Consider the following 23,839-nt stretch of genomic DNA (forward strand, 5'->3'; position numbering starts at 1 on the left):
ACTTGAACGGAGGTTGCCTTGGAAAAGCCAAGCAAGTCTGGAGTACCGCAGATAAAGCAGGGGATGCTGTTTGGTGAAACCCTGCCGGTCATCGACGAAGAAACCGGTTTTCGCGGACCGACTGCCTGCAAGGCAGCTGGGATTACCTATCGGCAGCTCGACTACTGGGCTCGTACCGGTTTAGTGGAACCTTCCGTGCGCAATGCCCGCGGTTCGGGCTCACAGCGGCTCTATTCTTTCCGAGACTGTCTGCTACTTAAGGTGGTTAAGCGCCTGCTCGACACCGGCGTCTCCCTGCAACAGATTCGCGTGGCCGTAGCGACCTTGTCAAAGATGGGGGTGGAAGACCTGGCGGGGATTACTCTCATGAGTGATGGCGCTTCGGTCTACGCCTGTACGTCACAAGACGAAGTCATCGACTTGGTGCAAGGCGGCCAGGGTGTGTTCGGCATCGCGGTGGGCCGCGTCTGGCACGAAATTGAGGGCGAGCTGGCGCAGCTGCCCGTAGAGAACATCAATGACGACAACGTGGTAGTTCGCGATGAACTGGCGGAGCGCCGCGCGCGTCGTCGCCAAGTCAGCTAACAGTTTTTCTGGTTCACAAGCGCGGTGCCAAAACTTTGGCACGACAGTGGTGTCCCGGTCGGAGGTTAGGGAGATGCGTTTCGACCGGGACACTTTTTTGTGCGCGTGCCCTAGGGGAATGAGCAGGACAGACGCGCTATATATAAAATGACATAATATATATTATCGGATTGGAGGGGCGCGGCGAGGTAGCAATCCCAACACTCCGGCACCGCCCTTGAGCAAAAATCCGTCAAATCGGTTAGAATGAACCGCTAAGCATTACAAGGAGGCACTTATCGTGGCTGATCGCGCATTACGCGGGATGCGTATGGGTTCCAATTCTCTCGAGTCCGAAGAAGGCGTGGTTTTTGTCGAACGCCAAAACGTGGACTACACCTGCCCGGAAGGCCACGCCTTCGACGTCCCTTTCGCGATCGACGCCGAAGTACCCGACTCTTGGGAATGTCCGGTCTGCTCGAAAACTGCAATCCGCAACGGTGTGGAAGACTTCCAAGAAGAAAAAACTACTAAGCCGCAGCGCACCCATTGGGAACAGCTGATGGATCGGCGCAGCGAAGAGGAACTACAGATTCTGTTGGACGAACGTCTGGAAGCCCTGCGCACCGGCCGGCGCCATTACGGACGTTGAAAGTACCCTATTTTCTTTATCGGGCGGTTTCTGCCCCAAGAAAATGACATAACACTATCAATGTTGGCAAAGTTCCCGGACCCGCCACCGGGCGACTTCCAGGAACGCTTCCTTGATGATTGACCCGCTCATTTTCGAGGTACCCGCCCGGCGTTCCACAAAGGTGATGGGCACTTCCACAATCTTGCCCCCCGCCCGGCGCGTCCGCCAGGTCATCTCAATCTGGAAACCATACCCTTTTGATTCAATCGCGTAACGCTGCAGTAAACGGTTCAGGAAATCGACCCGGTAGACCCGAAAACCCGCCGTCGTGTCGGCTACGCCCAGCCCCAGAACCACGTTGACATAAAAACTGCCCGCCCGGCTCAGCAGCTGGCGCGAGGCAGACCAGCCCGCGGTCGCTCCCCCACGCCGCCACCGCGAGCCGATGACCAAATTCGGACGACCGCTGCCGTGAGCTAGGGCCAAAAGACGGGGTAAGTCCCGAGGCTGGTGCGAACCGTCGGCGTCGAATTCCCCGACCCAGGTAAATCCGTGACTGTCCGCCCAGGCAAACGCCGCCAAATACGCCGGTCCTAGACCTTCCTTGCCCGCCCGGTGCAACACGTGGAGCTGCGGGTGGTCCGCGGCCAAAGCGTCTGCCAGCTGACCGGTACCGTCAGGCGAGTTATCGTCGACAACGAGGACGTGAATCCCTGGCGCTTGGGCCAACACCTCTGCGGTAATCCATTCCAGGTTTTCCCGCTCGTTATAAGTCGGGATGGCGATAACAGTTTTCGCGTTGAGGTTAGTGCGTTCCACGTTTCCAACTTTCTGACAGAGCTAATAATACTTGTAAAACTGCAGCTAGGACGACCAATACCAGCGAGCCTAGTCCGAGCAGTCCCCCGATGGCGGTGGCGGGGGTAGTTCCGCTGCGCAAAGGAATGTCCGTTACGAAACTGCCGGCCGTAAAGTTCGGAATGACCCGGCCTACAATCTGTCCGCGGGCGTCAATCCGCGCGGTGGAATCCATGGTGGATACTTGAATCGTGTCTAAGCCGTGTTCGGCAGCACGGAACCGCGCGATAGCGAGCTGCTGGTCAGCTTGGTCGGAAGAACCGAAGAAAGAATTCGATGTCGGCACGTAGAGGAAGTTCGCGCCGGTGACCGCTTGGCGCACTAGGTCGTCGTCGGCGATTTCGTAACAAATCGGGCTGGCGAGGCGCACGTCTTGACCGGCCAGCGAGACTTCTAGCTGGGCCACACTTTCGCCAGCGGCCAAGTCTGTGGGAACCAGAGCGGCGAAAGTGGGAATGACCGCCGCAAAGAACTTCCGCCAAGGCAGGTACTCGCCGAAAGGAACCAGGTGTTTTTTGGCATACGTGTCTCGGACCTGACCGTTTTCCCACACCAAGATGGTGTTTTGCAAGGAAGTTGTGTTGGTTTCGGCGAGATTGGGTACGCCCGGTCCGCGCGCCCCCGCCCCTAACGTTCCGGTGATGAGCGGGGCTTGGAAAGCCGCGATGACTTCGTTCACCAGTGCGGCGGCACGAGGGCTGGTGCGCGGATCCACGTCGGCCGCGTTTTCCGCCCACAGCACCACGTCGACGTGTTGAGCTGTCCGTTGACGCAAGCGCAAAGATTCATTGACGTGGTTATTCAGCACTTCGTAGAGCTGCCCGTAAGCCGTTTGCGGCTCACGGCCCGGCGTATTGCCCTGAATCGCCGCTGCCGTGACATGCCCGGTAATCTCTGGCAACGCGGGGTGTGCCAAGTTGGGAAAAACGGTAGCTGCGATAACAGCAATGAGTGAAACTATCCGCAATGTTACGCCGCGGTGCCGGCCCAGAATTTCCAGAATGGCAGCGGCGATGAACACGCAGACTCCGCTGACCAGCGCGCTACCGCCCCACGGCGCCCACGCCAACAGCGGGGTATCAACCAGGGCAAAAGCGAGTTTTGACCAGGGAAAACCCCCGAAAGGCAACAGGGCACGCATCTGTTCCACTCCGACCCAAGCCAAAGGCGCCCAAATCAGCCGCATCAACCCAAACAGACGGGGAAACCGCGGAATAGCCTGTTCGGCGCGCACCCACACTTGTGCAAAGAAACAGATAAACAGCGTCTCGAGAATCGTTAGGGCAATCCACGGCAGGGCCGAACCGGCAGAAACCCCGGTCCAGGTCAACTGCGGACCAAAAAAGCCCAGGCCCCACCCTGCTGACACCAACAGAACCCGGCGCCCAGATTTGCCGTGACCGTACTGCCAGCGCAAGGTTCCCAGCAGAATCATGACGGAAGGAACCAGCAACAGCCACAGATTCCAGTGCGGAAAGGCGAGGGCTCCGGCCACTCCCCCGAAGAAAGCCAGGGGCAGAGCTATCAGAAGTCCCACGTCACCACTCCCCGCTTGACCTGGTTGATGACGCTGCGGAATTTCGTGTGCAGGGCCGGATCGAGATTCAGTTTGCGCAGCTGGTCGGCGAGGTCAATGACTTGGCGAATAACCCGCACGAAGTCGCCCGCGCTCATGCCGGTCAGCTCCAGACACTGCCCGAGGCTGACGTCCTGAGCCCATGCCACTACTCCGGGCAGCAAATCCGTTTCTAACGGCGGGTAAGCCTCCAGGTAGTGTTCTTGCTGCAGGGTGGCGATTTCAAAGTTAATTCGTCCCATGGATTCCAACGCCGTGGCCAGGCTGGCAGAAGCCTCGGCTGGAATCAAGCGGGACAATCCTCCGGTACGGTTTTGCGCTAGGCACACCGAGAGTGCCCCCGCCAAATCGGCCACGTTCAATTCATCGAAAACGCCGCGGCGCAAGCATTCCACGACCAGCAAATCCCGTTCGTTATACACCGATTGCAGCATGGTTCCGGCGTTGCGGAGACGGAAATCATCATCGACATAGTTCAGTTCCCGCAACACTTGGCAGGTTTGGTCCAGCTGGCGAGCCAGGGACTTGGTGCGGTTTTCTATCCTTTGGCGGGTCATCTGGGCTGATTCCCGATTTTTGGCGGCCTGACGGGCTTTCACCAGGTGTTTGTCTCGGTCGGGGCAGCTGTAGACCGGGTGGGCTTTCATCTGGGCGCGGGCCTGTTCAATAGCCCGGCGGTCAGCTTGCTGTTTCTCGGGGGTGTTTTCCCCACTGTGACGCCGCTGTTTGGCCTGTTTTTCCGCTTTGGACAGGGCGTTCATCAAGTCCAATAGCGCCAGCACGTCACCGCGCTCACAACTCGCCGCGTGTGCTTGCTCCGCGGCCAATTCTTCAAACCGGCGCAGCTGCGAGAACAATTTGCGCGAACTTCCCAATGCCACATACTGGGCAAACGATTTTTCGACAGTTCCCTTAGCGCCCTCCAAGGTGGTGCGGGCCAGCAGGTTTACCGCCATGTTAAAGGTCGGCACGAAAGCTGAGTGCAGCGGGTAGGTTTGCTGACTGGCTAGGTTGGCCAGCAACTGCGGCGGATTCTTCACTTCCATAAGGGTCAGGGCATACCCCACCGAGTCAATCCCGCGACGCCCGGCACGGCCCGTGAGCTGGGTGTATTCCCCCGGCGTTAGGTTCGCGCGTTCCTGACCGTTCCACTTGTTCAGTGATTCCAAGACAACGGTACGAGCGGGCATATTAATGCCCAGAGCCAGCGTTTCAGTCGCGAAAACCAGGCGAATCAGGCCTTTTGCGAACAGAGACTCGGTCAGCTGCTTTTGAATCGGCAGCAACCCGGCGTGGTGCGGGGCAATACCAGCGGCCAGCGTTTCTTCCCAGTTTGAAACGTCAATCGCGCTCAAGTCGCCTTGGCTGAAACCTGCCAGTTCGGTCTCTATCTCGAGGCGAATCTGGTCAGCTTCCGGTGCAGTAGTAAAGCGCAAACCGGCGTCAAACACTTGCGCCGCCGCATCGTTACAGCCCTGCCGAGAAAAGATAAACACAATCGCCGGAAGCAGGTCTTGCTGTTCTAAACTGCGCGCTACCGCCGGTCTGTCCGCGCGAATCCGGCGGGGCATCCGGCCGCGGCGCGGCATGACCTGCTGGGCGGCTTGGGCTAACAGAGCCCGGTTCAGGTGTCCGCCCACCTCGCCTTTGGCGAACAGGGGCAGGATTTCTCCCGAGGCGCTAATCATAAAGTGTTTCAACGGCACCGGTCGGACTGAGGTCGAAACGACCGTGGTGGGACCGCGCAGGGTCTGGAGCCATTGAGCGAACACCTTGGCGTTGGAAATCGTGGCGGAAAGGGAAATGAGGCGCACCGCCGCATCGAGGTGAATAATGATTTCTTCCCACACCGGCCCGCGGAAATGATCGGAGAGATAGTGAACCTCGTCCATGACGACATATCCCAGGTCTGCCAGCGGCGCGCCTGCATAAATCATGTTCCGCAGCACTTCCGTGGTCATCACAATGATGGCGGCGTCGCCGTTTATCGCCGTGTCGCCGGTCAGCAGTCCGACATTTTCTGCACCGAATAACTCCACCAGTTCCAGATACTTTTGGTTGGACAGGGCTTTGATTGGTGTCGTGTAAAACAGGCGTTTGCCCTGGCGCAAAGCCAGGAAAATCCCATACAGGCCGACGATGGTTTTCCCGGCCGAAGTTGGGGCGCTGACCAGGACATCTTGGTTCTTATCGAGTACCTGGCAGGCCTCAATTTGAAAGTCGTCTAGGGGAAAATCGAACAGGGCTTGGAACTCGTAAAGTTCCGGGGATTGCTGGTTTGCTTTAAAAGCCTGATACCGCTGGGCGGGAGAGGGGTTGGTAGCGTCGGAGGTTTCCGTTTGCGCCAATCGCGCGGCAGCTTTCTGGCTTTCGCGGTAACGGTGACGTTTGGGACTCATAATCTCAGATGTTTACTGCCGCGGTGCCACCAAATCGTAGCTCGCCCAGCGGTCATGAGCAGCATTCAGGCGGCGCTGCTTGTTGGCTTTACGAGCCTGTTTCACCTCGGCGCGAGCCACCCGTGCCGCGCTCAAAGTTGCGGCGTCTCCCGTAGGTGCTGGCTTTCGGGCCGGTTCGCGAACTGACTCCGCGGTGTCGGCAGCAGGTAGCTCAATATCGCGAACCGTCCGATAGAGACGTATGCTACGCACGATAATCCACGCGGTTGTGGTCACAAAAATAATCACGGCACAAATTACGGCGATGAGCCACACGATATCCTGAACACTCATAGCTCAATCTTACCCGTCCGCAGCTGACTGTGCGGAGTCGACCTGTGCGTAGAGTGCCAAGGCCGCGGCGCCCACCTCCCGGGCTGCCGCCACGACCGGCTCTTGTGCGGGCCCACCAATAATGGCTTCGATATCGGGGGCGAGAATCTGTATAACCCGCTGCAGCCAGGCAGGATCTTTGACTTTCAAACGTACCCGGTACGTAGTCGCGGATTGTTCCACCGTCTGGGCATGAAGAATCGTGTCCACGTAGGATTTCGCCTGATTTTTCAGCTCCAGGTCCACTGTCTGGTACTTGTAGCTGGGCTTTTGCGGGAGTTTGTCGGGAATCGTCTCCGCGGTGACACGCAGGTTACTGAGGCGATCCAAGCGGTACTTGTGCCACTTGTTATTCTCGAGGTTCACTCCCACCAGATACACATGGTAACGGTCTGTATAGACAGACCGGGGTGCCACGCGGTGCTCCGCAGTGTCCCAGCTGGCATTGGTGTAGGTAAAGACAGCCGTGTGACCTCGCTCGATAGCCCGGTTTAACGTCTCCAGAGAGCTTTGGATTGAGGGCGGCACCGTGTTCGTCACCAGCTGCGGAGCGGCCAGTTCGTGCGCCTGCCCCAACCAAGAGGCGACCTTCAGACGAGCGGTCGCAATCGCCTCTTGTGACGACGGGGCCAGATAACCGGCGACTTCCAACCCCAACAGGAGGGACAACGCCTCGTCAGCGCTAAAGGACGGGGGCATCACCCAACTGTGCGACCCGTTAACTTCAATGGTCCCGTCCTTGCGTATCGAGGGCAGGAAACTGTCATAGTCAGATTTTTCGTTACTGGCGGCCGCGTCCAAGTCTAAGAAATCCCAAATAATATTTTTGATGTCCTGAGGTTTGAGGCCAAAGTGTTTAGCCAGTTCATCGACGGTACAGGTGCCGCCGGCAGTGCTCGCATTAAAGATAAACGTCATCACCGCCAGGGATTCGGTCGTCACGCGCGTCTGGTTATCGATAGAAACACCGGTACTGCGCGGAGCGAAATCGTCAAACTTGAGCCGCCCTGTTTCGTATTCGCCTGGGGTCAAGCTCAGATGAGTGAGGCTGCAAGCCGCCTGCACGGTTGCCGTCACCAGTTTCGGGGGGTCGAGCACCACCAGGTGGGTCATTGCTTCGGCGGCCAGACGGCTCCAAGTATAGAAATCCGGTTGTTTGGCCCGATAGAGATTCCACCCGGACCGAACCCAATCGAGCTCGGGCAATCCCAGTTCCGGTCCCTGGCGGGCAAAATCACCATACTCACAGATGAGTTCCGCGTTCATGACTGCTTCCGAGGCTTTTTCGGGGTCTGCCATAAACATGACCCGATCCAAGGGGCTCTCCAACGAGACGTCGCGAAGTGGCTCCACGTGCTGCGCAACCTCAAAGGTCTGGTCCGTAATAACCAGGTTGCTGAGCCGGGACAGTTTGAACGTTCGGAAACCTTGGCGGGTTTCATCGAAACCGCGAACATAGAAAAATCCGCGAGACAGCATCATCATCGTGGGACGCACCCGTCGATGTGTGGATTCACCATAGCGGGCCTGGTAATCGAATTCAATAAACTGATGCGCGGCGATAGCGTGAAAAATGTCTTGCGTCAGACGCGAAATGAGCACCTGCGACTGGACTTCCAACGGATTGTCGGGGTCGATGTCGCTCACGGAACGGACATGGGAATCTATTTTGGTAAAATCCCCTTCCAATAATCCCAGCGCCAGGTGGACCCAAACTGATTCAGCAGCATCAAAAGCCAGCGTGGGGCGGTGCGAATCGGGCCGCAGCAGGTATCGATGTTCTGTTCCCACATTATTGCGTTTATCCTCCACGATAATATCGCCCAAGATTTCGTTGAGGATTTTGATGTCGCTGCGGATTTTGACACTGTAGTTTTCATGAGACTGCGCCGAGTCGTCAGTACCGGGGCGAGCCGGGAAGTAAGGTCCGATGGTGGCGGTGTAGGCGGCATAGATCTCGTCATACGTTAACGGGCGGGCTTCTCGGTAAAAGACTGTTAAAAGTCCCTGGTAACGGCGCGATGCTGGAGCGAGTTCCGTGTCACTGGGGAGGTCTTTACGCCATTCATAATCGTCATCTTCGTCGAAAACGTCGGGTTCGCTCGGTGCCTGGTGCATAGGAAAATTATAGCGGTGGACTTCCGGGATTGTTCTGAACTTTAGGTTGAAGCGGTTATGCTTAACCCGTGATGATTCGGAAAGCTCGCGTTCTGGAAGTGCAGCGCCAGACTCCACATCAGGTTTTGCGCTGCGAAATCGTGGCTGCGCCTCCCCGCCAAGAAACCGGCCCTGCCGTGAGTTTCCAGCCCGGCGACAACTGCCGGGCCATCTGCTACCCGGAGCTGCTCGGTAACGCTGAGCCCGGCGATATCATCCAGATTGAAGTCTCTCCCCTGGCTAAAGCCTTGGGCACTGGCGGAGAAGCCATGGTCCTGGCCAATGAAACCCGCCTGCCGGCGGACGAACTGCCTAATCCTGGCCACTTGGTGAAGGCTCGCTACACCCCGCATCAAAAGGTGGTATTGGGTGCGGACGAGCCGGACAGTCCCTACCATTCTCTGTTGCGATCGGCGGATAACCTGGATGGACTTCCCGTTTTGGTAACGGATTTGCATTCGGCTCTGCCCGCTATCGTGGCGGGATTCCTGCACCAAAACCCGCGATCCCGGCTGGTCTATATCCAAACTGATGGCGGCGCCCTGCCATTGGCGTATTCCCGTACCGTAGCCCAAATGCGCGAGTCCGGCAGTTTAGCCGCCACGATTACCTGCGGGCAGTGCTTTGGCGGCGATTTTGAAGCCGTCAGTTTTCCCTCCGCCCTGTTCGTGGCCTCCGAGGTAGTCAAGGCTGATGCGGCCATTGTGTCTCAAGGTCCGGGCAATCTGGGTACCGGCACTCGTTGGGGTTACTCGGGGGTCGACGGGGCGCAATTTTTGCATACGGCTTCGGCGTTAAACGGTCATCCCATTGCGGTGCTGCGGATGTCCAGCGGCGACGCGCGCCCCCGGCATTACGGCATTTCGCACCACTCTCTGACCATGTTGACCTGGATGGGACTGCCCCCTCTGGACGTGGTGCTTCCGGTTTTCGACCTCGACAATCCTGTAGAAAAAGCTTTGGCCGACCCGAAAGGAACGTTCGCTCCCCTGGTGACGTCCCAACTGAGCCTTTTGCAAGAACACCATCGGGTCATCAACCACCCCACTACGGGACTTTACGCGGCACTGGAGGCTTTCCCGGTGAAACTTTCCACGATGGGACGAACGCTTAGCGAAGACCCAGCCGCTTTCCTCGCGGCGGCAGCGGCGGGAGCCTACGGAGCGACCGTGCCCACCCGCGAATCCAAGAAACCAGACACGACCCCGGCGCCGCGTAGTTGAGGCGTAACAGCGTTACAGACGGCAGGCTTTCAGGTCAGTCACCAGGATACCGCGCGCCCCGGCTGCATAGAGACGGTCCATAATCAGGTTCACGTCCGCGGCTTTCACCATGACCCGCACCGCTTTCCAAGTGTCCTCAGCTAGATCGGAAATCGTCGGGGATTCAATACCGGGCGTAATTGCCAAGAGTTCCGCGAGTTGGGCGGACGGGGCGTTGTAATCCATCAACACATAGGTTCGCGCCACCATCACGCCCCGCAGGCGTGCCGCCAACGTTTGCAGCTGAGTGTGATTTTCTTGACCCGCGGTGGTAATCAGCAAGGCTTCCGATTCCAACAGAGGCGCACCGAAAGTTTGCAAACCGGCAGCCCGCAGCGTCGAACCGGTTTCGACTACGTCGGCAATCAAATCGGCGATGCCCAACTGTACGGAAGACTCCACCGCGCCGTCCAGGTGTACCACGCGAACCCCTGAAATCCCGTGCTCATCGAGAAACTTTTTCAGCAGTAGGTCATAGGAGGTCGCCACCCGTTTGCCTTGAATGTCCGCCAAGTCGTGGAAATGGTCCGCCGGCCCGGCAAACCGGAACGTGGAGCGGGCAAAGTCCAGCCCGAGATATTCCACCGCTTCCACCCCGGAGTCAATCAACAAATCCCGACCGGTGATGCCGCAGGACACGACCCCGGAACCGACATAAACCGCAATGTCACGCGGACGCAGGAAAAAGAACTCGACATCGTTACCCTTGTCGATAACCGTCAACTCGCGTCCGCGCCGGGTTACTTTATAACCGGCTTCTTTTAGCATCGTGACTGCCGGTTCGCACAACGATCCTTTATTCGGCACCGCGATTCGTAACATGGCTGACACTCCCTTTCTCAAGCTGTTATTGACTGTTTTCCGGGTCGTTCCGGATTCGGACTTTGGGCGATGCCGCTCTACATATGCTGGTATATATCTTGGGGCGTAAAGCCTTTCGCCACCATCATGACCTGCAAGTGATAAATGAGCTGCGACATCTCAATCTGAGCCGCTTCCTCCGATTCGTATTCGCACGCCATCCACACTTCGGCGGCTTCTTCTACGATTTTTTTGCCGATGCCGTGGACTCCCCTGTCCAGTTCCTCAACAGTACGGGACCCCTCCGGGCGCTCGTTCTTTCGGCTCACAATAATCTGGTACAGGTCTTCAAAATTATTCACTCTCTAAGAGTATGCAACCTCGTCCCGTTTTAAAAATCTCTGTCCTGACGGCGTGGGCCCTAGGCGGTTCGGTAAGTAAACTTTCCGACCAACGTATCCAATCCCTTGGCCTGGTGAGCCAAGGTGGCTGCCGTAGTGGAAACCTCACCCGCGGTGTTGGCGTTCTGTTCGGACAACGTCACCGCCGTGTGCATCAGCTCGGTCATCTGCCCCACGCATTCATTCATCTGGGTCAACGATTCCATGAGATGCGTTGCGGAGGTGTCCTGAGCGCTCAAGGAATCGGAAATCTGTACCTGGACCTGCGCCATCTCTTCAACCACCCGCGAGATGCTTTCAATCTCCTGTACCGCCTGCACCGTCGAATCTTGAATAGAGGTGACTTTCGTTTCGACCTCGTGCGTGGCGCCCGCGGTTTCAGTAGCGAGGCTCTTAACCTGGTCAGCCACCACGGCAAAACCTTTTCCAGCATCTCCGGCGCGCGCCGCCTCGATGGTGGCGTTCAATGCCAGCAGGTTCGTTTGTTCGGCGATGTCCGCAATTATCTTTACCACGGAAGAAATTTCGTCGGCCGCCTGGTTCAAAGCTGTGACGCAGGCGGTGGCTTGCCCCACAGCCTGCACCGCATCGTCAGAAAGACCGGCGGCAATCTCGGTGGCGTGGCGTATCGCTACCATCTCTTTTTGCAGCTCCATGCGGGACTCATCAGCCCCGGCAGAAGCCTGACGCGACATCTCGGTCTTCGTCACAGCCTGTTCCAAAGTTTCGGAAGTGTTTTGCGCGACCTGGCTGGAATCAGCGGAAGTCACACCCAGTTCCCCCGATGCCCTATCAACGTTATCGGAGGCCGCCTTCACCGTGCCCATAGTTTCCGCCAAAACTCGGATAGCTTGCCGCAGCTTCCACGACATTCCCGCCAAATCGTCGGCGCCCATGACTTTGGGCAAAACGGTGAAATTCCCGGCACTCAAAGCTTCCACCGAGGCGTTCAAAGTTTTAATCTGTCGGGTGACCTGGATAATGACCACCACGATGGGGGTCATCACGAAAATGCAGGCCAACATGACGGTGACGATGACCACCACGATTCCGATGTTCAACAGGTGTTGGGCTTCGGCTAGAGCCTTGACCGTGGCTTGGTTGGTGGCTGTAGCGCCGGCCTTTTGCAAAGCCCGCGCAATCAAGATCAGGAACACGGTGGTGGAACCGGCGACCATGCACGCTGAAAAAATTGTGATAACCCCATTCATCAGCAATTTCTTGGTCAGCGTCCACCCGGCTCGGAATTGCTTATCCATTTCACGAGGCGGTTGGGTCGGGAGTTGCGCGCTTTCCTGTTCCATTGTTGCCATAAGGTTTGCCTAACTACATACGCGAGTGCGGTGTTCTGCATTTATTTTAACAATACAGGGCGGGATTCGGGTCTGTACCACCCGAATCCCGCGAAATGCCCCGAATCTACTTTGCGGCGGACGACTTGGCGTACAGGGACTGCCACGGCCTAGCGATTTTTTTCAAACCTGCCTGATCCAAAGAACTGAGGTCAACTTTGTCGTCTAACGCCCCGACCTCACCCAAAAGGGCAATCATCGCCTTAAATTTTTGCGGGTCAGGTGCGGCTGAGCGTCCGGGGTCAGCCGGGTCGTAGTCAGGCAACTGCTCCAACTCCAGCGTCGCCAAGTTGACTTTCTGGGCAGCCTGCAAGGAAGCGGCAGTGTTCAGCGTTTGGTCATACTTTTTCGTGTATTCCACTGCTTTATCCGGATCTTGCTGGATACTGTTGATGGCTTGAGCCATAGCGTTGATGACACCCTCATTCGCGGCGTCCTGGTTTTCGCACCGTTCGCCGGTCGTCACCACGGCAGCACCTACCAACGGCAGATTTGGCGGCAGGGGAATCTCGGTCACATCCAGGCCCGCCAGCTGGAACTGCACCAGGTCGTTATTGGAAAACCCGACCACCGCATCAACTTTCCCGGTAGCCATCTGAGTCTGCTGGGTATATCCGATTTCCGAAATTTTCACGTCATCAAGGCTCAAACCCGCCTGCTGTAAACCTGCCTGGAAACCAAACCAGCTCGAACCGAAGCGGCCGGGAACGCCCACAGTTTTCCCTTTCAAATCAGCCCAGGAGGTAATCCCCGACTGCTTGGTCGCGATAACTTCCACCGGATATTTTTGGTACAGAATACCCGTCACGCACAAATCCATACCGGCTGAAATCGCCTGCACCGCTTCGTCAGCAAACGCCACCACATAGTCCTCTTTATGGGACAGAAGGGCGTTGAACAGCCCCTCATCGGCGCCGTGATGACGCAGGTGAACGGGCTGGGGGCGCTCTCCCCCGCCGTTGTCCCAACGGAACAGCTGGTCTTGAGCCGCCACATAGAACGGGGCGAACTGCACGTTAGGGATATACGTCAGACCGATTGTGACCGCCCGGTCCGCCCCTGCGGGACTACCGGCAGACCCAGCGGAACTCCCCTTTTCAGCACCGGAGGCAGCACAGCCGGCCAGAACGGCGGCACTGACAGCCAGCCCTGCTAGGGACCTGATAAAACGATGCGACATCTTGTGAACCTTTCTTTGGGACGCGGCTACACCGCATTGATAGTTTTTGAATGACGCTCCAGGCGATACACCCCTAGGTAAAGCAACGCGGCCACGGTGCAAATCATGATTAAACTCACGAACATTCCCGGTGTGTCTACGTTGTGTGACTGCAGGGTAATGAGGGTTCCCATGCCGCGTCCGCCGATGACCATCTCGCCCACCACCGCTCCGGTGATGGACAGGGTCACTCCGTTACGGATGCCGCCCAGTAAGGACGGCAACACCAGCGGCACCTCCATGTATTTCATCAGATCCCACGTCCCGGCGCCATCGAGTTTGGCGGCTTCCAAAATGCTGGCGTTCAGGTGATGTAAACCCACGGTGGTGGAAACCAAAATGGGGAAAAACACCATCAGAGCGCACAACACCGCAATGGCAAAACGCGGCGTAGGCAGCCAAATCAACAACAGCGGCGCCAGCGCGACCGCCGGAACCGCTTGGGAAGCCCCCAAAAACGGCTGAACCGCCGCGTTTAGGAGCCGCAGGTGATGGATTGCAAACGAAAGCGGCACACTCACAATCAGTCCCAAGACGGTTCCCCCCGCCGCGGCCAGCAACGTGTTTCCCAGGTAAAGCCAAAACGTTTTTCCGCTCAAGAGCTCCACACCGGACTGAACTACGTCACTGGGACGCGGCAAGATAAACGTCGGAATGTTTCCAGAACTTGTCGCGAGGAACCAGACTGCCACAATGAGCAGCGCCAAAGCGAGTGGGGCAATGACATTGAGCGGCCGAAACTCCGGGACGGCGTTAGCCGTTGACGGTGTCCGGTTCTGACTCATTGACATCTTCACCCCTTTCGGTTTGTCACCTCATTGGACAGCCTAGGGCAAAGAAAGATGAACGCTCACCGATGCCTCAGTAAACATACGCGGGCGCGGCGAAACGTGCAGCTCTTCCCATCCGGACTCTAACCGTCGGTATCGGAGTTTCACCGATTCAACTCGTGCGCACACGAGGTCGCGGACTTTACCGCCGGTGCTGAATTACACAGCCCCCAGAGCTACTTACAGTATAGCCTCTCAGCGACGCACTCAGGACCATTCCTGAAAGAACTGCTAATGGGTGTGCGCGCCGGTGCCGATGGAACGCAGCGTGGCGATAGCCTCAGCGGGTTTCCGCTTGAACACGTAGGAGCCAGCCACCACCACGTTAGCTCCGGCTTTCAGCACCAGCGGCAAGGTTTCTTCATTAATCCCCCCGTCAACTTCGATATCGAGGTTCAGGCGGGCATCTTCGGCATATTTGCGCAGTTTACGAATCTTTGGCAGCACCTCGGGAATAAACTTTTGTCCCCCAAAGCCCGGCTCCACGCTCATGACCGTGACCTGGTCAAACCGACCCAAAATGTCTTTGATGGCGCTGGCCGGTGTAGCAGGATTTAACGCAATGCCGGATTTGGCGCCTAAACTGTGCAGCACGTCAGCGGTTCGTACCGGGGCTTTCGAGGCTTCCAGATGGAAACAGACAATCGCACAGCCGGCTTTGGCGTATTCCAAAGCCCAACGGTCTGGATTTTCAATCATCAAGTGGGCATCTACCGGCAGTCTGGTAGCGTTCAACACCGCCGTGGCGGTTGGCAGTCCCCATGTCAGATTGGGCACAAAGTGGTTATCCATAATGTCGAGGTGAACCCCGTCGGCGCTCTTGATGTCTTGCAGCGCCTGGGCGAAATGCATCTGGTCGCAGTTCAGCACGGAGGGGTAAATCTTAAGGCTCATATCGGTTCCCTTCTTTCCTCTATTGTCTAATTCCGCAGTGGGCTTCGGACGGTTTTAGCCTGGTTTTATTCCTGGGAATCAGGCATTTTTTCAATCAGGGCCAGGAACATGGCGTCGGTACCGTCCCGGTCAGGCCACAGCTGCAGGTAAGGTCCCACCCCGAGGTCATGTTCCGGGTTGACGATGATGTCACGGGCCACCGCGGTAGCGTCCAGAACTCGCAAATCCGAGCGATTTTTCACCGCGTTTTCGACCACTTGGCGAGTTTCAGCCAGATGCGGGCTGCAGGTTGCGTATCCCACCACTCCCCCCGGCCTAACCGTCTGCAGCGCGGATTGCAGCAAAACTTGTTGCAGGGCGGTGAGTTCCTTCAGGTCGGCGGCGGATTTGTTCCATCTGGCTTCGGGGCGGCGGCGCAGCGAACCCAGGCCGGAACAGGGTGCGTCCACCAGGACCCGGTCAGCTTTGCCCGGGTGAAGTTCACCAAAATCGCGGCCGTCGCCTTGCAAAACCTGCACTGTCTGGTCCGTAAATGCTTTCGTGGAGTCGCGCACTAGTTCAGCCCGATGTGGTGAAATCTCGTTGGCGATGACAGAGACGTCACGCGAGCGAGCCAACCCCGCCAGCAGTGCCGTTTTTCCGCCGGGTCCGGCACACAAATCAACCCAGGTGCGCTCCACTCCCGCCATGGGCGCGGCTGCCAAGACTTTGGCGACCAGCTGCGAACCTTCATCCTCTACCCCGGCGAGACCCCGCTCTACTGCGCGCAGCCGCCGCGGATCGCCTCCGGACAGCACCACCGCACAATCAGAGAGTTCACCCAAGCGAGTATCGACGTCGAGATAGGTTTCGGCTGCGGTCGCCAGCTCATCAGCAGTTATCAAACCCGGCCGGGCGCACAACGTCACGTAGGCGGGACGGTTTTGGGCGTGTAGGAGTCCCGGCAGCTCCGCGGCATCCCGACCGTTGGCGACCAGGGCATCGCGCAGCGCCCACACAATCCATTCCGGATAGGAAAATGCGCGGCTCAGGGCTTTTTCCCCGGTCAGTCCCTGCGTGATGGCATCGAGCCAATAGGACAGGTCATGTTCCGTGACTTTGCGCAGCACCGCGTTTACCATCCCGGCCGGACCGGCTGATAAGCGGTCTCGTGCCAGGTCAACCATCGTGTCTACCGCGGCGTAGTTTTCCACCCGCATCTGGAGGATTTGATGAATGCCCATCCGCAACACCGTCAGCAGCTCCGGATCTAAAGCCGCGACTTCCCGGTCACTGAGCAGTCCGATAATGGCGTCGTAGCGCCCTTGTAAACGCAGCGTGCCGTACACCAGCTCGGTGGCAAAAGCCGCGTCACGGCGATGCAAATGCGCGCGTTCAATCAAGCCGGGCAGCACCAGATTAGCGTAAGCCTGGTCTTGGTCTACGCGACGCAAGGCTTGAAAAGCGACGTCACGAGCGGGGTCGCGACGGGTTTTGCTTCGATAGGCGTAACCGGTGCGGGAGTTTTGAAAATTTCGACCGGCTCCCTGGGGTTTCGCACTGTGATGCGTCGAGCGAGACTGGCCCCCGGAAGCGCCCCTTGGATGGTTCACTCCTGGCCTCCCATCGGGCTCGAACTGCCAAACTTCGCGCCGCTTTCCAAGTGAGCTCCGCGCGCCCAAGCCTCAGCCGGCATAGGTTTTTTACCGGCTGGAGCCACGGTGCCTAAACAGACGGGAGCCGAACCGGTCCCGACCCACACCTCGTGACGAGTGGTAAAAATCTGACCGGGTTCCAGAGGCGGGATAGGCATCGTCACAGGCGGATTCGACTCCAGGACACCGAGTTTCATGCGGGATTCCTGCCACATCGTCCAGGCGCCGGGAGACGGTGTGAATCCTCTGATGTGGTTGGCAATCGTGTCGTTCGGCGCGGACCAGTCGATTTCACCTTCCGACGGGTGTAGAGGTGGCGCATAGGTGACACCGGTGTCCACTTGCGGTTCCGGGGCTACTCCCCGTTCGATCATGGTCAGGGCTTGTTCCAGAGGCCTGACGCTGAGTTCGGCGAGTTCGAGCAACACATCCCCTGCCGCCGCTTGCTCCGGCACCGTATAAGAGCAGGTTGCGTAAATGGGACCGGTATCCAACGCGGGTTCCAGCTGAAAGACCGTAACGCCGGTCTGGGTGTCCCCCGCCTGGAGAGCACGCTGCACCGGGGCGGCGCCTCGCCAGCGAGGCAGCAGGGAAAAATGGAGATTAATCCACCCGAACTGAGGAATCTCTAAAATATCAGCCGGCAAAATGGCTCCGTAAGCCACGATGACCCCCAAATCAGGCTGGAGGTCACGCAAAAATGCGGCAGCTTCTGTATTGTTCTTAAGGGTTTTGGGCTGATAGAGCATCAGGTCGTGCTGGGCCGCATAGGTGGAAACCGGTGACGGAACCAGCTTCCGGCCTCGGCCGGAGGGAGCGTCCGGGCGTGACAACACCGCCACCAGGTCGTGTGCAGATTCCTCGAGGTATGTCAATACGGGAAGGGCCGCCTGGGGAGAACCGGCGAAAACAATACGCATACAAACTATCCTATCTAAGTTCGACTAAGGGGTTTAAAGGCGACAGCGCGTTCTAGCCGATTTGACCGGCGGGATCGGGGGGATCCACCACGATGCGCAGGGAGGCACTGCCAGATTTTCGTTCCCGAGCATTTTGCAGTTCCACTGCGCGGAGCGCCCGCCCGAAATCCTGACTTTCACGCAACCCTACCGACACAAACGCGGTGCTGAGCGCGGGATTTCCTCGTGCCGGTACCGGACCAAACACCGTGATTTCCGGAAATTCCTGGCGCAAAATAGCCAGCACCTCGCCCAGAGATTCCCCCTGCAATAAAGCCGTGCGCCACGCGGGGGCAAAGTGTCCCGCTTCCCGTTCCTGCAGGTCTAAGGCGGCAAAACCCCACGGATCCCAGCGCACCAAAGCCTGTTCCAAGCGCGGGTCAATCCGGTTTGTCACCAAGATACGCCCCTGTGGTTTCACCAAGGCCCCCGCCGCCAAAAATTGCCGCATGACTTCTTGAGCGGTCCACAAGGCAGTCCGATTAGCCCACATATGAGCCCGCAGGATAACTGCGGCTTCGTAGCCGCCTACGGCGAAAGGTTCGCCGCCAGGATGTGCTATGACCAGGCGAGATGCTCCGTCAATGAGGCCGACCCGCCCTTTTCCAGGACGAGAAACCAACACCGGCACTCCCGAAAAAGCCCGCCCAATGTCATCAATCACGGTGCGTGACTGCAGGTGGCGCCCGCGCATTTTCATGCTGGCACAGTTCGGACAGGCATAGTTGGCAGGGATGTTGCCGCAGCGAGTGCAAACCAGCCGGGAACCCTCAAAGGTCAACGGTCCGCCGCACACTTCGCACACCGCATTTGCGCCGCAATTTGAGCAACTCACGACCGAAAAAGCCCCGTCGGGAGGCACCAGCAGCAATACCGGCCCGGATTTCAAGCCCTGGCGCACCAGGCGCAAAGCCGCGTTTGGCAGAAGCATCGCCCCAGTTATACCTTCCGCCAACTGAGCGTCCTCGCTGAGGAACTCAAATCGTCCCGTGCATTGGCGCAAAACCTCGCGATGCGGGGCCAGACCGTGGGCAAAGTGGCGTGTCACCAGCTGCAAATCCCCCGAGTTGACCGAATAGTGCGCCAATGCTAGGGCGGCGCCGCATAACTGGGAACGCATCAGCAGGACTTGCCGAGCGGAAAAGTTCGGGAACATATCCGAGCTAAGCGACCACGCCAAGTCATCCCAGAGGTAAAACAAACCGGGACGAGCCAACGGTAAAAACACAGCTCCACGGGTGCCGACCACCACCGCGGCGGTGCCGAAACGGGAACGTAAGAACGTTTCATAGGAGGCGGCAGTCGGGATTTCCGAAGTGTACAGCACGACTTGGTTTGAGTCGGCGAAGTAGTCCCGCAGATACAGGTAGGCTTCGTCGGCTTGCTCTACCGTAGGCATCACCACCAGGGATTGTTCCCCGTTAGACCAGGTCGCCGCCACTAACTCGGCGATAGGCTGGAAGCGCGAAGATGGTTGAAAATGCGGATTGTTCCCCAGCGGTAGCGCGCTGACGACGGCACGAGGGTGGTGCCCCTGACACAACTCAGAGAAATACTCGACTCCCCCGGCGTAGCGCGCCCAAGTCGTATCCTCTGGTGGTGTCACCGTGACCGCGGATGTGTCCCACTGAGGAGGGTCAGTGGAAAAGGCCTGTTCTACCTGAACACGCCGCTCCGGCAGGGCGTAGCGCAGCAGGGAGGACGGTCCCGTCCCGTAATAGAGAGAGACGTTTTCCAGCAGTTCCAGGGTAGAAGCGTCTAACAGGGGCAAGTCGCCCAAGGTGCGTTCGATTTCCCGCAGCGGTTTTTGCCACTCGGTGCTGTCTTTCCGCTCCACGATGACCCCGATGTAGCGTTTCGTCCCCACTTTCACCTTCACCAGCACCCCCGGCCCTGCCGCGGCATCGAGCTTTGGGGGAATCAGGAAGTCAAGAGGCCGGGACAAGGCGGGCGTAAACGTGTTGAGCAGTACCTCCGCCACGGGCTTTTCCACACCGTCGACCCGCACCTCCCGCGGTCCGGGAGGCGCGAAATCGTCCAGTGGCAATATCGGTTCAGCAAGCACGACTTAATTACAGCTCATACCCCGGAGACAAAAATCCGGCAGTTGCCAATCCATCGCGAAAGTCGGAGCCGAAAACAGCCGGTTTCACTGGAAATACTCTTTGAGAGCTTGCGCCCGATTGGTTTCTTCCCAGCTGAAACCTTCACGCCCAAAATGTCCATAGTTGCTGGTGTAACGGAAAATCGGACGGGTCAGGTCCAAATCCCGAATGATGGCGGCGGGACGCAAATCGAAAGTCTCACGAATTGCCGCGGCCAGTTCCTCATCAGCAACGACACCGGTCCCGAAGGTTTCCACCGACAGGGACACCGGATTGGCTCGGCCAATCGCATAAGCGATTTGGATTTCGCAGCGCTTCGCCAAACCAGCCGCCACAATATTCTTGGTAATCCAACGCAAAGCGTAAGAGGCAGAACGGTCGACCTTTGAGGCATCCTTACCGGAAAAAGCACCTCCCCCGTGACGTGCCATGCCCCCGTAGGTGTCCACAATAATCTTGCGACCAGTCAAACCGGAGTCCGCGGCGGGCCCGCCGATAATGAACTGACCCGATGGGTTCACCAAAATTTCCGCGTCCTTTGTGTCCAGCTCGATATCCAACTGATTGAGTACCGGACGAATAACCTCCGCTTCGACCATAGCGCGCAGTTCTGCCTGGGTGCGGTCCGGGGCGTGCTGGGTTGAAACCACGATGGTGGACAGGGCGCGCGGCACCCCATCCTCGTACTCGACAGACACCTGGGTTTTCCCGTCGGGACGCAATCCGGAAACAATCCCCTCTTTGCGCACCTGAGCCAAGCGTTGGGACAGTTTATGAGCCAGCCAAATCGGCATCGGCATCAAATCCGGAGTCTCATCGCAGGCATAGCCGAACATGATCCCTTGATCGCCGGCGCCTTGCTGATCCAGAGGGTCGTAAGCTTCGGGACCCTGACGCACTTCCAGAGAATGGCTGACGCCCGCTTCAATGTCCGGGGACTGCTGTCCCAAGGAAACCATTACGCCGCAGCTGCGCCCATCAAAGCCAATCTCCGAGGACGTGTAGCCAATCTGGGCAATCTCGTGTCGCACAATGTGGGGAATCTCTACGTATGCCTCGGTCGTCACTTCACCCATAACATGAACCAGTCCGGTCGTGACGAACGTCTCTACCGCAACGTGCGCCGCCGGATCTTGTTCCAAAATAGCGTCCAGGATTGAGTCAGCAATCCGGTCGCAAACCTTATCGGGATGTCCTTCAGTTACAGATTCAGATGTGAAAGTGACTTTTTTACTCATAAATGAATTCTAGTGACTTTGCGAGAATTCTCCAGCTAGTCGGAGCATGACCTCGGCGACCTCAAGTTTCGTGCCGCTGGCTTGCCCCCGTTCGTTGCCTTGGGAATCAAAGAAAATCAAGGTGTTTGTCTCAGTTGCGAAGCCGTGGCCGTCCCCGACCCGATTCACGCACAACAGGTCCGCGCCCTTCGCCAGAGCTTTCTTGCGTCCTTGCTCCCGCACCTGCGCCTCGCTGCCGGTCAGCGCCCCAAATCCCACAATGGTCTGGTTTTCGCGGCGGTGCTCAATGAGATTCATAAGGACGTCGGGGGTGCGTTCCAGTTCCAGAGTGGGGATAGTTGCGTCGTGGCGGGTTATCTTGCCCGAGACGCGAATCGGGCGAAAGTCCGCGACAGCAGCGCACATGACCACGAGGTCTGCCCCCGCGGCGGCGGCGTTCATCTGGCGCAACATGTCCTCAGCGGTTGGGGCCTCCACGACCTTCACCCCGTGAGGAATGAGGGCCGCTTCTACGTTGCCGGCCACTAACGTGACGTCGGCTCCGGTCTCTAGAGCCGCCCGAGCCACCTCGCACCCTTGGCGTCCGGTAGACCGATTCCCCAAAAAACGCACCTCGTCCCAAGGCTCGCGGGTTCCCCCGGCGGACACCACTACGGAACGAAAACTCATGGGCGGCCTTGTGAAAACTAACTGATGGAACCGGGGTTGCTCACGCCCAGCTGCGCCAAAACCGCGTCACAGATGACGTCGGGTTCGCTCAAGCGGCCGATACCATAAGTGTTGTCGGCCAGCTTGCCAGTTTCAGGACCGATAAAGCGCCAACCTCGGTCACGCAGCACCGCCACGTTGTCCTGGGTCGCCGCGTTTTCCCACATCGTGGGGTGCATCGACGGAGCGATGAGACGCGGGCAATCCACCGTGATAGCGACCAGGGTGAGGAACTCGTCAGCCAGACCCATCCGGAACCGTGCCATCAAATCGGCAGAAGCACCCACCGTCAGGAATAGGTCAGCTTGGCTGGCCAAGGTGACGTGGGTAATGAAGTCCGGGGTCTGGAACACGTCGGTATGAATCGGGTGACCGCTCAGGGACTCCCAGGTTGCTTTCCCCACAAAGTTGAGGGAATCGACCGTGGGGCAAACCCACACATTAACCCCGGCAGCGATGAGACTGCGCAGCACTTCGATGGCTTTAAACGAAGCCACGGAGGCGCCTACCCCCAAAATGACGGTTTTCTCAGGACCGTGGGGGGTGTCCAAGTCAGGCGTTGTCATCTTTCGCCAGGCCCTCAGGGAATGAGGCCGCCAAGGCTGCCAGCGGATCCACCGGTGCCGGGGTGTCTTCCTCAGGAATCTCTTCTTCCGGCTCATCGCCCTTTAACTGCATATCCAGCATCCCCTGCGCAATCTCGTGCATGGCGATAGACAGCGGCTTTTCCCGCGGAGCGTGATCAACCAGCGGGCCGATAGTGTCCAACAGACCGGCTTCCAGTTGCTGGTTGTAGGTGTTAATCTGGCGTGCGCGAGCCGCCGCGAAAGACACCAGGGCGTACTTGGAATCTACGTTTTCCAACAGGTCGTCAATAGGCGGGTCAGTAATGCCCTCGGGGTGGGCGACGGTTCCGGTCATAAAAATCCCCCTCAATAGTGATTTTTGGTTTCTTCAGCCCAGCTATCCTAGCGCAAACCCATAATTTTAGCCAGTTGCGCGGTGGCGTTAGGCACTTCATCGTTCACCACGATTTCGTCAAATTCCTGGGCAGCAGCCAGCTCGGTGCGCGCCGTTTCCAGGCGCAGATGCTGCTCTTCCAAAGATTCCGTGCCGCGGCCTTGGAGCCGGCGCACCAGTTCCTCCCAAGACGGGGGCTTGAGGAAAATGGTATGTGCGTCCGGACGCTTCGCCTTCACCTGCCGCGCTCCCGCCAAGTCAATTTCCAACAGAACCGGTTTGCCTTGACGTAAAGCCTCATCGACAGGGGCGGCAGGAGTGCCGTAGTAGTTCTTACCGTGAACCTGCGCCCACTCCAGCAGTCCCCCGGCTTCGATGAGCTGTTCGAACTGGGGTTTCGTCATGAAGAAATAGGACTGTCCGTCTACTTCCCCAGGTCGGGGGTCACGAGTGGTGGCGGAAACGGACAGGTAAAACTCTCCCGGAAAATTCGCACAGAGAGAACCCACCACTGTTCCCTTTCCAACAGCGGTGGGTCCGCTAAGTATGAACAGCCGGGCAGCAGCGCCGGCAGTTACCATCAGCCGAAACGCTTGATGAGTTCGGCAGTCTGGTGAGGACCGAGGCCACGGATACGGCGAGCCGGGGAAATCCCGATTTCTTCCATCGCTAAAGCGGCGGTCTTAGAGCCGACGCGAGGAAGCGACTCTAGCAAGGATTGAACTTTCATCTTTGCCAGGGCTTCATCCTTTTCGGCTGCCTTTAAGATCTGTGACAGCGTCTTTTTGCGGTTCTTTAAATCAGCTTTGATTTCAGCGCGATGTTTACGCGCTGCCGCGGCCTTTTTCAAGGCTTCCGCGCGCTGTTCTGCGGTAAGTGGAGGAAGTGCCATTTGCTATACTCCTGTTTTTCTGTC

Annotated in this window: 23 protein-coding genes and 1 riboswitch; of the genes, 3 read left to right on the plus strand and 20 right to left on the minus strand. The window is 58.0% G+C overall.

Going from position 1 to position 23,839, the window contains the following annotated elements:
• The first annotated feature begins 63 nt into the window (after window positions 1-63).
• Both Q0X47_RS00350 and Q0X47_RS00355 read left to right on the plus strand, forming a co-directional pair.
• Entirely contained in the window at window positions 64-585 is a 522-nt protein-coding gene (locus Q0X47_RS00350) for a MerR family transcriptional regulator (RefSeq protein WP_297588608.1), read from the plus strand.
• 280 nt (window positions 586-865) lie between these two features.
• Window positions 866-1,216, plus strand: a complete 351-nt coding sequence (locus Q0X47_RS00355) for an RNA polymerase-binding protein RbpA (protein WP_297721358.1) — start codon at window positions 866-868, stop codon at window positions 1,214-1,216.
• Window positions 1,217-1,273: 57 nt separating this feature from the next.
• Here the strand turns inward: Q0X47_RS00355 and Q0X47_RS00360 are convergent, their stop codons facing one another.
• The 5 genes from Q0X47_RS00360 to Q0X47_RS00380 are packed head-to-tail and all read right to left on the minus strand — an operon-like array spanning window position 1,274 to window position 8,521.
• Window positions 1,274-2,017, minus strand: a complete 744-nt coding sequence (locus Q0X47_RS00360) for a polyprenol monophosphomannose synthase (RefSeq protein WP_297721361.1) — start codon at window positions 2,015-2,017, stop codon at window positions 1,274-1,276.
• Complete coding sequence (gene lnt, locus Q0X47_RS00365) at window positions 2,004-3,593, minus strand: apolipoprotein N-acyltransferase (RefSeq protein WP_297721363.1); 1,590 nt, start codon at window positions 3,591-3,593, stop codon at window positions 2,004-2,006. Before lnt ends, Q0X47_RS00360 begins: the two co-directional genes overlap by 14 nt.
• The gene (locus Q0X47_RS00370; RefSeq protein ID WP_297721365.1) at window positions 3,581-6,031 is read right to left on the minus strand and encodes an RNA helicase; all 2,451 of its coding nucleotides are present in this window, start codon (window positions 6,029-6,031) and stop codon (window positions 3,581-3,583) included. The genes lnt and Q0X47_RS00370 overlap by 13 nt, the downstream gene beginning before the upstream one ends.
• A 12-nt stretch (window positions 6,032-6,043) precedes the next feature.
• Window positions 6,044-6,364 carry a histidine kinase gene (locus Q0X47_RS00375; RefSeq protein ID WP_297721368.1) on the minus strand — a complete coding sequence of 107 codons (321 nt, stop codon included), beginning with the start codon at window positions 6,362-6,364 and terminating at the stop codon, window positions 6,044-6,046.
• 9 nt (window positions 6,365-6,373) lie between these two features.
• Window positions 6,374-8,521: a WYL domain-containing protein gene (locus Q0X47_RS00380; protein ID WP_297721371.1), complete on the minus strand. Its 2,148-nt coding sequence runs from the start codon at window positions 8,519-8,521 to the stop codon at window positions 6,374-6,376.
• 68 nt (window positions 8,522-8,589) lie between these two features.
• Here Q0X47_RS00380 and Q0X47_RS00385 point away from each other — a divergent pair, with 68 nt between their 5' ends.
• Complete coding sequence (locus Q0X47_RS00385) at window positions 8,590-9,783, plus strand: DUF3866 family protein (RefSeq protein ID WP_367178264.1); 1,194 nt, start codon at window positions 8,590-8,592, stop codon at window positions 9,781-9,783.
• Window positions 9,784-9,795: 12 nt separating this feature from the next.
• On the opposite strand, the gene hisG is transcribed toward Q0X47_RS00385, so the two are convergent.
• The 15 genes from hisG to mihF all read right to left on the minus strand — a co-directional run bounded on the left by hisG (window position 9,796) and on the right by mihF (window position 23,815).
• Complete coding sequence (gene hisG / locus Q0X47_RS00390) at window positions 9,796-10,644, minus strand: ATP phosphoribosyltransferase (protein ID WP_297721373.1); 849 nt, start codon at window positions 10,642-10,644, stop codon at window positions 9,796-9,798.
• Between the two features lie 77 nt (window positions 10,645-10,721).
• Entirely contained in the window at window positions 10,722-10,985 is a 264-nt protein-coding gene (locus Q0X47_RS00395; RefSeq protein ID WP_296179713.1) for a phosphoribosyl-ATP diphosphatase, read from the minus strand.
• 59 nt (window positions 10,986-11,044) lie between these two features.
• Entirely contained in the window at window positions 11,045-12,337 is a 1,293-nt protein-coding gene (locus tag Q0X47_RS00400; RefSeq protein ID WP_297721378.1) for a methyl-accepting chemotaxis protein, read from the minus strand.
• Between the two features lie 106 nt (window positions 12,338-12,443).
• On the minus strand, window positions 12,444-13,556 hold the full coding sequence (locus Q0X47_RS00405; RefSeq protein WP_297721381.1) for an ABC transporter substrate-binding protein: 1,113 nt from the start codon (window positions 13,554-13,556) through the stop codon (window positions 12,444-12,446).
• Between the two features lie 26 nt (window positions 13,557-13,582).
• Window positions 13,583-14,386, minus strand: a complete 804-nt coding sequence (locus Q0X47_RS00410) for an ABC transporter permease (RefSeq protein WP_367178265.1) — start codon at window positions 14,384-14,386, stop codon at window positions 13,583-13,585.
• A gap of 99 nt (window positions 14,387-14,485) precedes the next feature.
• Window positions 14,486-14,607, minus strand: a riboswitch (FMN riboswitch).
• 49 nt (window positions 14,608-14,656) lie between these two features.
• Window positions 14,657-15,319: a ribulose-phosphate 3-epimerase gene (rpe, locus tag Q0X47_RS00415; RefSeq protein ID WP_297721385.1), complete on the minus strand. Its 663-nt coding sequence runs from the start codon at window positions 15,317-15,319 to the stop codon at window positions 14,657-14,659.
• A 65-nt stretch (window positions 15,320-15,384) separates the two neighbouring features.
• Window positions 15,385-16,911, minus strand: a complete 1,527-nt coding sequence (locus Q0X47_RS00420) for an RsmB/NOP family class I SAM-dependent RNA methyltransferase (RefSeq protein ID WP_297721388.1) — start codon at window positions 16,909-16,911, stop codon at window positions 15,385-15,387.
• Window positions 16,908-17,873 carry a methionyl-tRNA formyltransferase gene (fmt, locus tag Q0X47_RS00425; RefSeq protein ID WP_297721390.1) on the minus strand — a complete coding sequence of 322 codons (966 nt, stop codon included), beginning with the start codon at window positions 17,871-17,873 and terminating at the stop codon, window positions 16,908-16,910. Before fmt ends, Q0X47_RS00420 begins: the two co-directional genes overlap by 4 nt.
• Window positions 17,874-17,925: 52 nt before the next feature.
• Window positions 17,926-19,977, minus strand: a complete 2,052-nt coding sequence (locus tag Q0X47_RS00430; RefSeq protein WP_297721393.1) for a primosomal protein DnaI — start codon at window positions 19,975-19,977, stop codon at window positions 17,926-17,928.
• A gap of 84 nt (window positions 19,978-20,061) precedes the next feature.
• The gene (gene metK, locus Q0X47_RS00435) at window positions 20,062-21,255 is read right to left on the minus strand and encodes a methionine adenosyltransferase (protein WP_297721396.1); all 1,194 of its coding nucleotides are present in this window, start codon (window positions 21,253-21,255) and stop codon (window positions 20,062-20,064) included.
• Between the two features lie 9 nt (window positions 21,256-21,264).
• The gene (locus Q0X47_RS00440; RefSeq protein ID WP_297721399.1) at window positions 21,265-21,924 is read right to left on the minus strand and encodes a phosphopantothenoylcysteine decarboxylase; all 660 of its coding nucleotides are present in this window, start codon (window positions 21,922-21,924) and stop codon (window positions 21,265-21,267) included.
• A 17-nt stretch (window positions 21,925-21,941) separates the two neighbouring features.
• A complete protein-coding gene (locus Q0X47_RS00445) occupies window positions 21,942-22,529 on the minus strand; it encodes a flavoprotein (RefSeq protein WP_297721402.1) in 588 nt (195 codons plus the stop codon).
• Window positions 22,516-22,884 (minus strand): DNA-directed RNA polymerase subunit omega, encoded by a 369-nt coding sequence (rpoZ, locus tag Q0X47_RS00450; protein WP_297721404.1) that lies wholly within the window; start codon window positions 22,882-22,884, stop codon window positions 22,516-22,518. Before rpoZ ends, Q0X47_RS00445 begins: the two co-directional genes overlap by 14 nt.
• Before the next feature lie 47 nt (window positions 22,885-22,931).
• Complete coding sequence (gene gmk / locus Q0X47_RS00455) at window positions 22,932-23,504, minus strand: guanylate kinase (protein ID WP_297721407.1); 573 nt, start codon at window positions 23,502-23,504, stop codon at window positions 22,932-22,934.
• A complete protein-coding gene (gene mihF / locus Q0X47_RS00460; RefSeq protein WP_297721410.1) occupies window positions 23,504-23,815 on the minus strand; it encodes an integration host factor, actinobacterial type in 312 nt (103 codons plus the stop codon). The genes gmk and mihF overlap by 1 nt, the downstream gene beginning before the upstream one ends.
• Between the last annotated feature and the right edge of the window lie 24 nt (window positions 23,816-23,839).

It is taken from the genome of uncultured Mobiluncus sp., from assembly GCF_947254095.1.
GTDB lineage: Bacteria > Actinomycetota > Actinomycetes > Actinomycetales > Actinomycetaceae > Mobiluncus.